Raw genomic sequence first — 14,974 nt, 5'->3', positions numbered from 1 at the left:
TTTTTATGGTAATATTATCTTAAAAGAACATTTGTCCTTTTATTTGTCTTGTATAAATATTTTGTTCCAAATTTAAAACTAAATTTTTACATACGTTCTAATAATTTTAATTTTGCAGGAAATTTGAATAGTATGGGAACAAAAAGAAATTTAATATTAATACTCGCATCGATCGGAACGTTCGTGGAGGCTTTGGATATTGCTATCATTAATCTTACCATTCCTGCTATTCAGAAACAGTTCAATATCGGAGCAGAAACTGTTCAGTGGCTTCAGACCTTGTATGTTTTATTTTTCGGAGGCTTTCTGATTATCGGAGGGAAACTGTCTGATCAGATCGGACGTAAAAAAATGTTCTTACTGGGAGCGTTAATTTTTATGCTGACATCATTGGGAGCAGGGCTTTCCACTCATTTCGAAATGCTGGCTATATTCAGGGCTTTACAGGGACTTGGAGCGGCATTTATCATGCCGTCAGCATTATCTATCGTTACTCATACTTTTACGGAAAATCAGGAAAGAAATAAAGCATTGGGTGTTTTCAGCTCTTTTGCTGCGATCGGATCTGGAAGCGGCTTGTCAATAGGAGGGATCATCAGTACTTACCTAAGCTGGCATTGGGTATTCCTGATCAATGTACCTATCCTTTTGCTGACGCTTATTTTTGCTTACCAATATCTTCCGGCAGATGAAAAATCAGAAGGTACACAGAAAACAGATGCCGTTTCAGGAATATTGCTGGTTTTAGGCCTTTTAAGCCTTACGTATGGAACACACGAGCTTATTCTGATTATGGAACAGCCTTTTTTAGTCATCGGATCAATTGTGGTTGCGGTTATACTTTTAGGTTCTGTAATCTACCGTCTCAGAACCATCAAACAGCCTTTGATTGATCTTAAATTATTCCAACACAGATCACTCATGGCTTCCAATATTGCCTTTTTTACACTGGGTGCATTTTTCATTGGATTTTTATTCCTGATCTCTTTGATGCTTCAGAAAGATATGGAATACAGTGCCGCCTCCGCAGGATTGATGTTGGTTCCTTTCAGCGTTATGTCTGCGTTAGTGGCTAAATTTGTATTACCTGCGATTTCCAAAAAGCTGAATCCTGCACAAATGGGAATTTTCGGATGGTCTTTTATGCTGGCAGGAGCTTTATCTCTGTTGGGAGCTATTTATTGGGGACATCCATTAATGATTGTATTATTAGGTGCCGCATGCATATCCGGAATAGGAATGACCTTTTGCTTTACAAGTTTATCCATTCTGGGAATCCGGGATGTGGATGCATCGCATTATGGGATTGCTTCAAGCTTAACGAGCACCAATTATTTTCTGGGAGCAGGAATCGGTCTCTCATTTATGACTTTGATGGGGCAGTTGTTCCCGTCAGATCTGGCAGTTGGCAGTTTAAGTATCATTATTTTATCAGCTTATGCAGTAGGTGCACTTGGAATTCTGGTATATTTGATCATCAGGGAACATAAAGTGAAAAGAGAGCAGGTTGCCGTTTTATAAGAAGTGTTTGTACAGATAATAATTATTAAAAAAGAGAAATCATGATAAAGAGACTAACCGTATTTTGTGGATCAAGTTTTGGAAACGAATCGGTTTATGAAGAACAAGCTTATGCGCTTGGAAAGAAGCTTGCGGAAGAGCAGATAGGTTTGGTATATGGCGGTGCGATCAGCGGATTGATGGGAACAGTGGCCAACGGGGTTATGGAAAACAAAGGGGAAGCAATAGGGATACTTCCTCATTTTCTGCAGGGGAAAGAAATTGCCCACCTGGGATTAAGTGAACTCATTCTGGTAGAAACGATGCACGAACGTAAAACGAAAATGAACGAATTATCCGATGGGGTTATTGCTCTGCCGGGCGGTTATGGAACACTGGAAGAACTTTTTGAAATGATGACCTGGGCACAGCTTGGGCTGCATCAAAAGCCAATTGCTGTTTTGAATGTCAATGGATTCTATAATGACCTGTTACAGATGGCTCAGAACATGGTTGATAAAGGTTTTTTAAAAGAAACCAATCAAAAGATGCTGATTGTAGATGACAATATTGATACCCTTTTAATGAAAATGAAGAATTACAAGGCTCCAAATGTTGAAAAATGGATCTCTAAGGATGAGGTGTGATCATAAGTTTTTGATAAAATCACTTGGCCTGTATTGCATGACCGACTGAAAACTGTTGGTGTAGGCTTGCAGGCTTTTATATCCGACCTGAAAAGCGATTTCAGAAATGGTCCATTCATTGGCACTTAGTAATTCCATGCTTTTGATGATGCGAAGCACCTGCTGATACTTGATCAGCGTAAGTCCTGTTTCTTTTTTAAAAATTCTTTCCAGGGACCTGAGTGACAATGAAGCAATATCGCTCAGATCTTCCATTTTAAGATCTTCTGTATAATGGGTATTCAGGTAATTGATCGCCTGCGTTAATCTTTTATCCTGAGGAAGGCTGATGTGAAGCTGAATAGAATCGGCCACAAAGTTACGAAGCTCGTTATACAATGCTTTTAGGAAAATATTTTCATCGTTATTTTCGGTAGTATTCATCGACCATTTTTCAGCGTACCTGATCATTTCTCTCAATACAGCTGGTACTGAAAATACATGAACCTGATGGTAAAAAGGATCTTCTGTATCAACATCAAAAAACATAATCATCAGCCGGATACTTTCAGAATGAGAATTGGTTTTATGTAAAGCCTTCGGTGGAATCCAGGCCGCATGGTTTTGGGGTAAAAGATACATTTTCCCTTCTACTGTAAGATATTGAAACCCGCTTTCAACATACACAAGCTGTCCTTTTTTCTCATGAGTATGAAGAACATCATCATGCCGCCAGTTATCTTCAAACCAAACAAAATACGGGTTGCTGACATCATCGACATTCAATAGAGGTTTGTAAGACGCCATGTCGTTTTAGATTAATATTATGGCAAATGTATGCAAAATAACATGATTAATTTTGTTGTAACAATTTTGATCCTCATTATGAAAAACGAAACAAGAAAAGAAGCATCATATATCCTATTACTAATCAATGTTTTGGTGGTTATTCTGGTATCCAGTAACCTGCGTTCACCTATTACTTCAGTAGGACCGGTACTGAACCAGATCAGCCGGTCTTTACACCTGGATAATTTTCAAAGCAGCCTGCTTACTTCCATACCTTTGCTGATGTTTGCAAGTTGTTCTGTACTCGTAAGCCGGTTTTCCCACCGGTTCAGTATCAACAGGTTTTTATTGTACGCATTGGTTATTCTGAGTTTTGGATTATTCCTAAGGGTTTTCGGATCGGTTTGGACTCTATTTACAGGATCCGTATTTATCGGTTTAGGAATCTGTGTAGGGAATGTAATTACACCCGGTTATATAAAAAATAATTTTCCCAAACAGATCGGGTTAATGACCGGTATTTTTGCAGTGGCAATGAATCTTACTGCGGCTTTGGCTTCAGGATACAGCGTGAGCCTTGGAGAATGGACAGGGTATGGATGGCGTGGTTCCCTTGGAATATGGCTGGTGATCGCCCTTTTGGCTTTATTGGTCGTTATTTTGGAGTTATTGTTAAATAAAAACAGCGTACGACAGGCTAACAGCTCAATGGCAAAGTCTGATTTTAATATGTTCAAATCGGCTCAGGCCTGGAATATCAGTATTTTTATGGGATTACAGTCTTTGGTATACTATTCTTTAATTTCCTGGTTGCCCGCTGTTCTTAATGACTATGGAATGAATGGAAATGCTCCGGGCTGGATATTGTTCGTCATTCAGATTTCCATGATTCCCATTACTTTTGTGGGACCGATCATTGCCAATAAGATGAAAGATCAGCGAATCATGATCATTTTCCTTTGTATCCTTATGTTTGCAAGTATTGTCATGTTTGCCTTACTGAAATCACAATGGATCTATGCGACCGCAATTTTATTGGGGCTATCGAATGGGTTATCATTTAGCTTATCGATCTTATTTTTCTCTTTACGGACAAAATCAAGCGCCAATGCCATTAAAATTTCAGGAATGGCCCAGTCTGTAGGCTACCTGATTGCTGCATTCGGGCCTGCTGTTTTTGGAAAGCTGCACGATTGGGATCCGTCGTGGAAATACTCATTTGCTTTCCTTGGAACTTCAGTCATTCTGATGTTCTTCTTCGGAATGAGGGCGGCACAGCGGAAATTTGTTGAAGGTTGAGAATTGTGAGTTGATGGTTTTGTTGTTACTGGACATACTGCAATCTTGTTATCCGGCAACCCGGATCAAAAATTCTTATAAATCCATTCTTTGGTAGGGTTAAGCCAAATATCTAAAGCTTTAAATAAAAAGCCATGCTTCATTCCAGTGTTAAGTTCTATTTCTTTAAATGCCGCTAATTTTGAGTTTTGATATCTTTTCTCGGAAGATAAAGGGACATGGCCCTCATCAGATTTTTCCGTGATGGAAAGTATTTTACCGTATAGTTTGAAACCGGAAATTTTATTTAACGAATCATCCTTGAAGCTCGAGCCGATAATTACAAATTTAAGGTCCGGATTTTTAGCATAATAAGAAACATATTGTGCAATATAGCCGCCTTGCGATGTTCCGACTATGCTGATGTTACGGGAAGAAACTCCTTTTCCCTGCAGGCTGTCAATCTGAGCAATGACCTTTCGGGCATAGACTTCAGGATCGGTCTGATCAGCTCTTTTTTCTGAGATCACTACAGTGTTTTTGCTTTTCAGCTTATTCAGGATCGGTGTATATTCAGCAATACCGTATTGCGGATGTTTTTCGGTCAATGAATGCCCCTCAAGAAACTTGTTATGGAGAAAGAAAATATATTGTTTTTGTTGAGCTTTTAAAAAATTTGATGTGAGAAGAAAAGCAAAAAGAATGGCTATGACTGTTTTCATGGGGTACACTGCATTAAAAGGATAAAGATAAATATAGTTTTTGATATTGTAGTATTTTTTACCGTAAATACAACCTTAGAGAGAATCGAACCTTGGATCTTTCAAGATACAGTGGTTAAATTTTACTACCCCTTGCCAATCATTATATGGCGGGTGAATAAAGTAAAATGAAACTTGTTACGTCTTTAGATACAACAGGTTTTTAAACTCAACATCATGGATGCAAATATACAAGAGGGTATTATACTGATTCCGGATTTCAATGGATTTACCGAATTTGTATTGAATACGAAATTATACACGGGAGAGTATATTGTAAGACAATTATTATCCATTCTGATCGATGTTAATAACAGGTATTTTGAAATTTCTGAAATTGAAGGGGATGCCATTTTATTTTTCAGATATGATAAAAACCCATCTTTTAAAAAAATCTCCAATATGCTTCGGAATATGCAGAATGCATTTAGCAGAAAAGTAGCTGAGCTCAATGAAGCATTAAGCATTTCCATCGATCTATCGTTAAAATTTATTGTTCATTACGGAAAGTTTTCCCAATATAAAATTGGAAATTTTAGAAAGTTATATGGAGCACCTGTGGTGGAAGCTCATAAGCTGTTGAAAAATGATTTTGCAAAGCAACCTTCTTATGCCTTATTCAGCAATTCTTTCCTTGAAAGTACAGAGAGCAGCAGTAATTTTTATACTGACGAGGAACAAAACCTGCCTGATGTTGGAGTGATCCATTATTTTGAAGGAATAGAACAGCATATTTAATTTTTTCCTTGTAAATGCTATAGGTGTGCCCGGACTAGTCTGGGCATTTTTTACGATGTGTTCTGGCGCATCGGTATTTTAAAATTGTTATGAAATAATAAACTAATTATTAAAAAGTTATATGCGAATTAAATTATTGTTAAATATCTATAAATTTTATATTATGTGTATTAAAAAATGTTAAATTAGCGCGATTTTTATAATGTGAATTGCTAGTAACTTTAAATTAAAAAATAAGTGAAAAAACTCTACTTCAGTGTACTTTCTATGTGCATTATTTCCGGGCTATCAGCTCAGGAAGTGGTTTGGCAAAAAGATATCAAATCTTCTACCCAGGATTTCCTGAGCCAGGTAACCACAACAATCGATCAGCAGTATCTGATAACAGGAAGTGCCATACAGCCAGGAAGTCAAAAGAAAGATGCAGGAAGCAATACCCAGCAAAATAATGGTTACGACTTTCATTTGGTAAAACTCAACCAACAGGGAGATCAGGTTTGGGAAAAATATTTCTCAGGAAACAATCATGATTATTTGTCTTCTACCGTAGCTACCCAGGAGGGAGGCTTTTTGGTTTCGGGAACCTCATATTCCGGAAAGGGAATAGATAAAAAAGATGATTCCAAAGGAGGATCAGATATCTGGCTCATCAGGATTAATGAATTTGGTGATGAATTGTGGCAGAAAACTTTGGGAACAAGTGCTGATGAAGAAGCCAGATCGGTTATTCAAACCACAGATTTAGGATTTGTTGTAGCCGGAAATGTTCAGAATGCATCCAAAGGTTACGGTTCAAAAGATATCCTCATTATCAGACTCGATAAAAACGGAAAAGAACTTTCACAGCTTATTTTAGGAGGAAGGGGATTAGACGAAGTGGAGAAGATGATCCCCACAAGAGACGGAGGAGCACTGCTGGGAATCTATTCAAGAAGTTCCGAGTTTCGTGTTTCTGATTCCGGGAATCAAAACTCAGTCACAGGAACCTCAGGTTCCGTATCCCGTTATGCAAAAACCACTGAAAACTTTGGCGAAGGAGATTATTGGATCGTAAAATTAAACAAAGAAGGAAAAGTAGAGTGGGAAAAGAACCTGGGAGGAAAAGGAGATGATCATCTAAGAACACTGGCTTTAACCTCAAACGGTTATCTCATCGGAGGAGAATCCAGAAGTGAGAGATCCGGAAATAAAACAGTAGGAATAGAAGAAGGAACAGATTTGTGGCTGGTTTCTTTAAATGAAAGAGGAGATGAACAGTGGCAGAAATCCTACAACTTCAAAAACAGGGATGTTTTGATGGGTATGACTGCCCTAAATCAGCTATCAACTGACAACTCTCAACCCTCAACTAAAGGAATATTGTTGGGTGGCTATACTCAGGCAGAAGGAAGAATAGAAACAGATGATGAAACATTCTGGATGCTGTATCTGGACCCTAATGGAAATGAACAGTGGAGAAAGCATGTGAAGGGAGAATCCAGAAAAAGAGAGGAGAGATTATCGGATATTAAGCTGAACAGGGATGGTTCTATCATTTTAGCAGGAACCAGTGCAGAGGAACTAGGGAAGGAGAACTGGAAGATTGTGAAGCTGGGAGATAAACAACTGGATCAATTAATTGAAAAACAGGATATCAAAATCTATCCGAATCCGGTATCAGAATATGCTTATGTAGAAATAGGCTTTGATTTCAGGGAAGCGGATATTACTTTGTATGATATGGGAGGAAGACAGCTTCAGAATCTAAAAACGAAGAATAAGGTGACTAAGATTAATACACAGCCGTTGATACAAGGTGCTTACCTGGTGGTGATTAAAACTGATACGAATAAAACGGCTAATGCTAAGCTGATTAAAAAATAAACTGATATTTCATGAGAAAAAATACTTCAGCCGTTATACTTTTAGCGGCGTTATGGGGAAATATGCTTATTGCCCAGGTTTCACCATCGACACCAAGAAGTTTTGTTGGAAACATTAACGAAATGTTTGCTCCGGCACCGACAGCAAACAATCTGATGAAGTTTGAGGAAGTACCGGTGAGCTATTATACAGGAATCCCTGATATTAGTATCCCATTGGTGAGCATTCCAACAAACAGTCCAAATGTTAAGGTGAATCTTCAACTTAAATACCATCCACTAAATGCAAAACCTGAAGACAGAGCAGGGGAAACAGGTTTAGGGTGGAGTCTTATAGCTGGGGGTACAATATCAAGAACTGTAAGAGGAGGGAATCCGGATGAAAAAGATAGGAGTGTCTTATTTTCCACTCCCCCAAAGACGAAATATGGAATCTATAATGGAGTTTACAATTCCACTGCAAAAATGATAAAGGATCAGTCTCTTAATCTGGATGAATATCGGTTTGAAGCAGCTATGGGAAGATTCGATACAGAATATGATCTTTATCAGTACAACTTTTCAGGACAATCAGGGAGATTTTATGTGATTAAGGATGACGCGGGAAATTACCAGGTTGAAAAGCTAGATAAAAATAATCTTCAGATCATCACAAGTAAAGATGCACAAGGAATCATTAATTCATTTACAATAGTAGATGATAAAGGAATCAGATATACTTTTGATTCAATGGAAAAATCTCAAAGATCTATCACCGCAGTGAAAATTGGTCTTACTGAAGGTATTGGAGATATTAGCCCTAATGTTGATGTAGGAGATTACTGGACTTCTTTTCACTTGGCTAAAATACAAGACCAGAATAGTCAGATTTTGGTATCTTTTAATTATTCACTTACTTCACAAGTGAAATTTGAAGAAGCCCCTACAACAACAAAGAGACTTGCAAAAAATATATACTATTATAATAATTCCCAGACAGAAACAGGAACTCAACAAAGTCCAGACCCAAGTATGCCCGGGGCTATTGAAACTCAAATTGTTTATAGTGATAACCAGACAAAACTTCTTACTAGTATTGACGTTAGAGGTAGAGGGACAGTAATTCTGACCTATGAAAAAGGAAGGCAAGATTCTAATTATACTCAGCCTTCGGAACTTTACAAACTAAAATCGGTACAAAGTAATTATCTTGGTCAGAGTATAACACAGTTCACAGAAAAATATGTTTTTGATTATGGATATACAAATACATATTATCAAACTCCTTCCGGTCAACAGAAAAATCTAAAAAAATTGATGTTGACAAAAGTTACCAAAACACCGAATACACAAGATGTTCAGAACCAAGAATATGTATTAACTTATAATGCAACTAGTGGAATTCTTGAAAAAGATAAATGGGGTTATTACAAAGGTAATCTTGGAGGATTCAAAACAGATGTTCTTAATTCAATAACTTATCCAACAAAAGGAAAGAGTGTTTTTGATTTTGGTCCTAATGACTATAGTAATTATTATAGTGGAACAGGAAATGATCCAGTGACAGGACATTGGACAACAAATATCAATACTTGGAGCATTAATTTTGGGCAATTAAATAATAATTTTAAGCAACAATTTTTTACTGTTGTGACACCGCAGGATGTTAATTTGCATCATATGTTGGGCTCTTTAATTAATTTCAACTGGAATTTTAAGATATTTAAGAAAAATGCAGACGGTACTTTCCCATCTTTACCTATATATCAAATAAGTCCGGGAAACCAAACCTGTAATAAACCTCAACCTCCTGCCTGTTCTATATCATGGATAGGAAATGAAGGAGAGATCGTATCAGATATGTATGCCACTATACATTTGGAAGCCGGCGAATATTGGGCATCTTTGGGTGGGTCTTATTTTCCTTCCAACATTACTGATACTGGAGATACATTTGAAGCTACTACGAAAGAGCAGGTATTTGTTAACGAAAAGATTCGTTATGGAGGTGGTCTAAGGATTAATAATATAATTTATTATGCTAATCCTTCTTCAACTGTTCCTTCTAAGATGTTCAACTATGATTATAAGAATATTAGTGATTCTACTCTAAGTAGTGGGACATTGGTATATCCTGAACCAGTAATGAATTTTACTGATTCTTATGCATATAAGAACAAAACGAACCCCAGTATTATATATAGTGCTGATTTTGACGTTACTACGGATTATAATATTATTCCTACTGAAAAAACACAAGGGTCAGACGTTGGATATCAGTATGTTACTGTTAAACAGCTTGATAAAAATGGAAATAGTAAAGGAAAGACGGTGTATACATTCCGCTCACCATTAGATTATCCTAATGAAGGAGGGCTTGTCCCGATTATGCCAGTAGTACCGATTCCTAATCTGGATTATAAAAGAGGTCAGCCTTTGTCAGAGAAGGTTTATAATGAATTAGGACAGATTCTTTCAGAAGCCAATAATGAGTATGTGACAACCGAGTTTCAAAAAAATGATGGCATCAAAATTATAGGCAACTATGATAAAAATATGGTTGCTGAATACTTCTCTTATGATAATTATCAAGCCTTGGCCAACCACTATCCTGGAATTATTTTGACAACACCCTATAAAAGTTTTGAAAAGTTTGGAATTACATTAGCTTCCAAAAAGAAAGAAACTTCTTATTTTTATAAAAACGGAGTACAAAGCTCTGTAATGACTACCACAGACTATATTTATAATTCTGAAGATTATCCATTATCTGTTACTAAAAGCATAACTGGTGGAGATACATACGTTAGCTCTTATAAATATGCTAAAGAAAAAAGTAATCAAAGATTGATTACTGCCAATATGCTTGGTATTCCTTTAGAAACCGAAACCAAAAAAAATGGGCAGACAAAAGAGAAAACTGAAACACTATATGCAGATCTTTCAAATCTTTTTCCAAGTTCAATCGAATCTTATAACCTTCAAAGTGGTACGTCAACTACAGAATTAACCTATGAGAAATATGATTCATTTGGAAATCTTCAGCAATACAGAACTAAAGATGGTATTCCAGTGTCTATTATCTGGGGATATAATGGTACCCAACCCATTGCTAAGATAGAAGGGATAACCTATGATCAGGTTGGTCAGATTGCTGGTTCGCAGCTTACCGCATTTATTTCAGCCTCCAATACAGATGCTTCAGCTTTACCTGGAGATGCTGAAACAGCATTATTATCTGCAATGGAAACTTTCAGAGCAGCGGTTGGTGTTCAAAGTAGTGGGATTACCACCTATACTTATGACGCTTTGGTAGGTGTAAGGAGTATTACATCTCCTTTAGGAGTAAGAGAACTTTATTATTATGATTCTGCCAATAGACTTAAGGAAATTAAACAGGTTCAGACAGATACATCTGGAGTAACTTCTCTTAAGATGGTAAAAGAATTCAAATACAACTATAAAAACTAATGATTGTGAGAAAAATAATAATATTAGGTGTTCTATTGTTATCTGGTGTAAACATCATACATGCGCAAACTGATACGGTAAATTATGTACAGACCAAAACTTACCTTGATTACCCGGTGGGGCAAACTGCAAAAATGGCTGTAGAAGTACAGTATTTTGACGGATTGGGAAGAGCTAAACAAACCGTTAAGGTAAAAGCTACTCCTTTAGGAAAAGATGTTGTATCCCATGTAGAATATGATGCTTTTGGAAGGCAGGCCAACGAATACCTTTCGGTTCCTCAAACTACTACTCAAAATGGGAATATATATGGGACTCCATTAAGTAACGCATCTAATCCCATGATCTATGGTACTGAGAAGATTTATGGAGAAAAGATACTTGAAAGTTCTCCCTTAGATAGAGTTCTTCAACAAAAGCAGCCTGGGACAGCCTGGAATACCAAACCCTCTACATTTGAATATGGAAGTAATTCAGCCACTGAGGTTAAAAAATATATGGTGACCAATACAAACTGGGTCAGCGGGGCAGCTGTTTCTACCATAACACTTTCTGGAAATTATGCAGCAGGGGTTTTGTATAAAACCGTTGTAACAGATGAAGATGGTAATGCTACGACCGAGTACAAGAATATTCAGGGGCAGCTTATTTTGGCTAGAAAAGCAGTAAATGCTTCATTAAATGCAGATACTTACTATGTGTATAATCAATTTGATCAATTGGTTCTTGTTGTTCCACCAAATGCTGTAGTAGCTTCTACTATTGCTTCTGTATTGGATACGCTTTGTTATCAGTACCAATATGATGGAAGGAATCGGCTTGTAGCTAAGAAACTTCCCGGAAAAGGTTGGGAATATATGGTATATGATAAACAGGACCGATTGGTAATGACTCAGGACGCAAATATGGGAGCGAGTAAACAATGGCTGTTTAGTAAATATGATGAATTGGGAAGAGTAGTTTATACAGGTATTTATACCAGTACAGCTGCTTATGGGCTGGCAGGAAGATTAGCCGAGCAAACAAATGTGGAGGCAAAAGGAAGTAATAATGAACTTAGAGGAAGTTCTACTATTCCCGATAGTGGAGCTGATGCGCTTAATTATTCCAATACTGCTTATCCTACTTCTTCTATAAAAATCATGATGATCAATTATTATGATGCTTTCCCGCGGGATTTATGGTTTCCCAATGATCTTCCTGATGTAATATTGAACCAGAAAGTTATTCTTAACACTCAGAATGGTTTTGCTAAGGGATTGTTATTAGCTTCCTATATCAGAAATATTGAAAATGAAGCTTGGACAAGAGACTTTATGCTATATGATACGAAAGGACGTCTTATCTCAACGCGTTCGGTCAATCATTTAGGCGGATATACAAAAACAGAATCTGAACTGAATTTTGCAGGTTTACCAAATCAAACTATAACTAAACATAAAAGATTGACAACTGATAATGAAAGGATGATTACCGAAACATTCATGTATGATGATCAAAACCGATTAAAGATTCATAAACATAAAATTGATAATGGAACTGAGGAAATTTTAGTCCAGAATGATTACAATGAGCTTTCTCAGCTAAGAAATAAAAAAGTGGGTGGAACAAGTATAGCTTCACCTCTTCAAAGTATTGATTATACTTATAATATCCAAGGTTGGATAACTAAAATTAATGATCCCTCCAATTTGAACGGAAAACTATTTGGTTATGAAATCCGATATAATAATCCTATTTATTCAAGCACTTCTGCAGGTAAGTTTAACGGTAATATTGCGGAAATAGATTGGAGGGCATCCAATGATGGAATATTAAAAAGGTACAACTATCAATATGATGGTTTGAATAGATTGAAAAATGGAATCTATTCGGAGCCAAATGCAACTGTTCCTCAAAATAATTACTATAATGAAACATTGGATTATGATCTAAATGGAAATATTTTAAGTCTTCAAAGAAACAGATTTTTACAAAATGTTGGTGTACAGTTAATAGATAACCTTGGCTACGCTTATACAGGAAATAGGCTTAATACAGTCATCGATTCATCTGGAAATTATACAGGTTATCCCGATACCTCAGGTGCTATTATTGGCTATGATAATAACGGTAATATGACAGACCAGATAGATAAAGGTATTTTGAAAATAGATTATAATTATCTCAATCTTCCAGTTTATATTAAATTTGATCAATTCGTTGTAAGAGAAGATCCTTTTGGTTTTGGATCAACAACCGTATATAAAAATACCAATTATTTATATAGGGCAGATGGTGTAAAACTTAAAAAAGTTCATAATTATTTCTCTGGACGTACACAATTAGATTCATCCACGACAACAGAATATCTGGATGGATTTCAATATACTGCCTCAATGGGAGGGATATCTTTAGGGGTAATAGAGCTACAGTTTATACCTACTTCAGAAGGATATTATGATTTTGTGAAAAATAAGTATATTTATCAATATAAAGATCAGGTTGGAAATATAAGGTTAGCATATTATAAAGGCGATTCGGGAGCTGCTCAAATAGACAGAACTACAAATTACTATCCCTTTGGTTTAGAATTTGGCGGAGATCTAAATATCTCATCATCATTATCTCCTAATTATATTTATACTACCCAGGGACAGGAAAAGCAGTTAGAAACAGGGTGGTCTTCTTTTAAATGGAGAAACTACGATCCATCAATGGGAAGATTTTTCAATATTGATCCTTTAAGTGAAAAGTATGCTTACCAATCTCATTATAATTTCTCTGAAAATAGAGTTGTTGATGGTAGAGAATTGGAGGGGTTGGAATGGGCTAATGTTAAAAATGATAAGGGGGTAACTACAAGCCGGCAACTTACAGTTTCTATTACCAATAGTAGCACTAAACTTAATGATAAGCAATTTAATAAGTTAGTAGAATCTATTAAAAACGATTTCTCAAAAACTTATGGTGCAGATGGTGCAAAAGCAAGTTTAGTGGTGTCAGACAAAGCAACAATTAAAGCTAATGTAGTTGATCAAAAAGGGACTATTATAACAGATGCTGATGGAAATGAAGTTGGGACTGCTTTTAAAGGTGGAGTTACCGATGTATTAGGAGAATCACAAAAGAATGGTTTTACTATTACAGCTTCTAATGATGGTGAAAAAAGAGCAACAAGTGATATAACAAGGTCTTTTAATCATGAGGCTGGCCATACTGCAGGATTGGATCACCCTTGGAAAAATAGGGATAAAGTATCGGACATTAATCAAAACTCTAAGGACGTTACACCTAAAACAATTAAATCTAATCTTTTAAATTCTGGTGAGAATCCAGACCCAAATTATCAACAAAGTGCAGGAAGTAGTTTAACTCCAGGACAGTTTAAAAAAATGGATGAAGTAATACAATCTCAACAACCAAATAATTAATTATGAAAAATACTATATGTTGTCTTCTGATTTTATGTTTTTTAAGTGGATGCAAAAGTTTTACAAAACAGGATCTACAAAGTAGTTGCGGAAATACTTTCGAAGTTCAGTATATTGAAAATGGGAAATATAAACTTTCTAAACAAGAGAGGGCAAAAGACTATTTAACTATTTATTTTTTGGAAGAGTTTAATGATCAAATAAAAATTAGCATTAATCAAAAGGAGGTTTTTAATAAAAAAGTTATTACAGATACTACAAAATTTGACACTTATTCTGCAGCTTTCACATATAAGATATCTTCTACGGACACTAATTATGTCATAAAGGGATACTCAGAACGTAATAAAACGTGCTTTGAAGTGCCGATTAATACAAAATATAGGATAATATATCTTTATTATCATAATGAAAAATGGATTGTAAGATTTTCTAATGGATTGATAGTTAATTGAACATTACTCTTGCTAGCTCGTCTCGCTTGTGCCGTTAGATAATAATAACCCCTGCTACGTAAAGTCTCCTAACTTTGTGCAGATAAAATAAAAACCCTGCAA

Annotated in this window: 10 protein-coding genes; 8 read left to right on the top strand and 2 right to left on the bottom strand. The window is 36.1% G+C overall.

Features of this window, described 5'->3' with window-relative positions; all coding sequences use genetic code 11:
- The first annotated feature begins 132 nt into the window (after positions 1-132).
- Together G9C87_RS06560 and G9C87_RS06555 are read left to right on the top strand one after the other, a co-directional pair.
- Positions 133-1,521: an MFS transporter gene (locus G9C87_RS06560; RefSeq protein WP_172279341.1), complete on the top strand. Its 1,389-nt coding sequence runs from the start codon at positions 133-135 to the stop codon at positions 1,519-1,521.
- A 41-nt stretch (positions 1,522-1,562) separates the two neighbouring features.
- The gene (locus G9C87_RS06555; protein ID WP_194304232.1) at positions 1,563-2,147 is read left to right on the top strand and encodes a TIGR00730 family Rossman fold protein; all 585 of its coding nucleotides are present in this window, start codon (positions 1,563-1,565) and stop codon (positions 2,145-2,147) included.
- Here G9C87_RS06555 and G9C87_RS06550 read toward each other — a convergent pair whose 3' ends face one another.
- Positions 2,148-2,933 (bottom strand): helix-turn-helix domain-containing protein, encoded by a 786-nt coding sequence (locus G9C87_RS06550; protein ID WP_172279339.1) that lies wholly within the window; start codon positions 2,931-2,933, stop codon positions 2,148-2,150.
- Positions 2,934-3,011: 78 nt separating this feature from the next.
- Between G9C87_RS06550 and G9C87_RS06545 the strand changes: the two genes are divergently transcribed.
- Positions 3,012-4,214 (top strand): CynX/NimT family MFS transporter, encoded by a 1,203-nt coding sequence (locus G9C87_RS06545; RefSeq protein WP_172279337.1) that lies wholly within the window; start codon positions 3,012-3,014, stop codon positions 4,212-4,214.
- Positions 4,215-4,279: 65 nt separating this feature from the next.
- On the opposite strand, the gene G9C87_RS06540 is transcribed toward G9C87_RS06545, so the two are convergent.
- Positions 4,280-4,915 (bottom strand): alpha/beta hydrolase, encoded by a 636-nt coding sequence (locus G9C87_RS06540; RefSeq protein ID WP_172279335.1) that lies wholly within the window; start codon positions 4,913-4,915, stop codon positions 4,280-4,282.
- 216 nt (positions 4,916-5,131) lie between these two features.
- On the opposite strand from G9C87_RS06540, the gene G9C87_RS06535 reads away from it, so the two are divergent.
- The 5 genes from G9C87_RS06535 (at position 5,132) to G9C87_RS06515 (ending at position 14,872) form a co-directional block, all read left to right on the top strand.
- Positions 5,132-5,692, top strand: coding sequence for a DUF2652 domain-containing protein (locus G9C87_RS06535; RefSeq protein WP_172279333.1), 561 nt, complete (start codon positions 5,132-5,134; stop codon positions 5,690-5,692).
- A 237-nt stretch (positions 5,693-5,929) separates the two neighbouring features.
- Complete coding sequence (locus G9C87_RS06530; protein ID WP_172279331.1) at positions 5,930-7,555, top strand: T9SS type A sorting domain-containing protein; 1,626 nt, start codon at positions 5,930-5,932, stop codon at positions 7,553-7,555.
- Positions 7,556-7,566: 11 nt separating this feature from the next.
- Complete coding sequence (locus G9C87_RS06525; RefSeq protein WP_172279329.1) at positions 7,567-11,004, top strand: hypothetical protein; 3,438 nt, start codon at positions 7,567-7,569, stop codon at positions 11,002-11,004.
- 5 nt (positions 11,005-11,009) lie between these two features.
- Positions 11,010-14,417 carry a DUF6443 domain-containing protein gene (locus G9C87_RS06520; protein ID WP_172279327.1) on the top strand — a complete coding sequence of 1,136 codons (3,408 nt, stop codon included), beginning with the start codon at positions 11,010-11,012 and terminating at the stop codon, positions 14,415-14,417.
- 2 nt (positions 14,418-14,419) lie between these two features.
- Entirely contained in the window at positions 14,420-14,872 is a 453-nt protein-coding gene (locus tag G9C87_RS06515) for a hypothetical protein (RefSeq protein WP_172279325.1), read from the top strand.
- The last annotated feature ends 102 nt before the right edge of the window (positions 14,873-14,974 follow it).

It is taken from the genome of Chryseobacterium sp. LAM-KRS1 (assembly GCF_013184525.1).
Taxonomy (GTDB): domain Bacteria; phylum Bacteroidota; class Bacteroidia; order Flavobacteriales; family Weeksellaceae; genus Chryseobacterium; species Chryseobacterium proteolyticum.
Note: the sequence above shows the minus strand (reverse complement) of the source record. Positions and strands in the feature narration are given on the sequence as shown.

Excerpts from the sequence above, each read along its gene's own strand:
- G9C87_RS06555 (WP_194304232.1), top strand. The coding sequence starts at position 1,563 with ATGATAAAGAGACTAACCGTATTTTGTGGATCAAGTTTTGGAAACGAA.
- G9C87_RS06515 (WP_172279325.1), top strand. The coding sequence starts at position 14,420 with ATGAAAAATACTATATGTTGTCTTCTGATTTTATGTTTTTTAAGTGGA.
- G9C87_RS06545 (WP_172279337.1), top strand. The coding sequence starts at position 3,012 with ATGAAAAACGAAACAAGAAAAGAAGCATCATATATCCTATTACTAATC.
- G9C87_RS06560 (WP_172279341.1), top strand. The coding sequence starts at position 133 with ATGGGAACAAAAAGAAATTTAATATTAATACTCGCATCGATCGGAACG.
- G9C87_RS06550 (WP_172279339.1), bottom strand. The coding sequence starts at position 2,933 with ATGGCGTCTTACAAACCTCTATTGAATGTCGATGATGTCAGCAACCCG.
- G9C87_RS06540 (WP_172279335.1), bottom strand. The coding sequence starts at position 4,915 with ATGAAAACAGTCATAGCCATTCTTTTTGCTTTTCTTCTCACATCAAAT.
- G9C87_RS06525 (WP_172279329.1), top strand. The coding sequence starts at position 7,567 with ATGAGAAAAAATACTTCAGCCGTTATACTTTTAGCGGCGTTATGGGGA.
- G9C87_RS06535 (WP_172279333.1), top strand. The coding sequence starts at position 5,132 with ATGGATGCAAATATACAAGAGGGTATTATACTGATTCCGGATTTCAAT.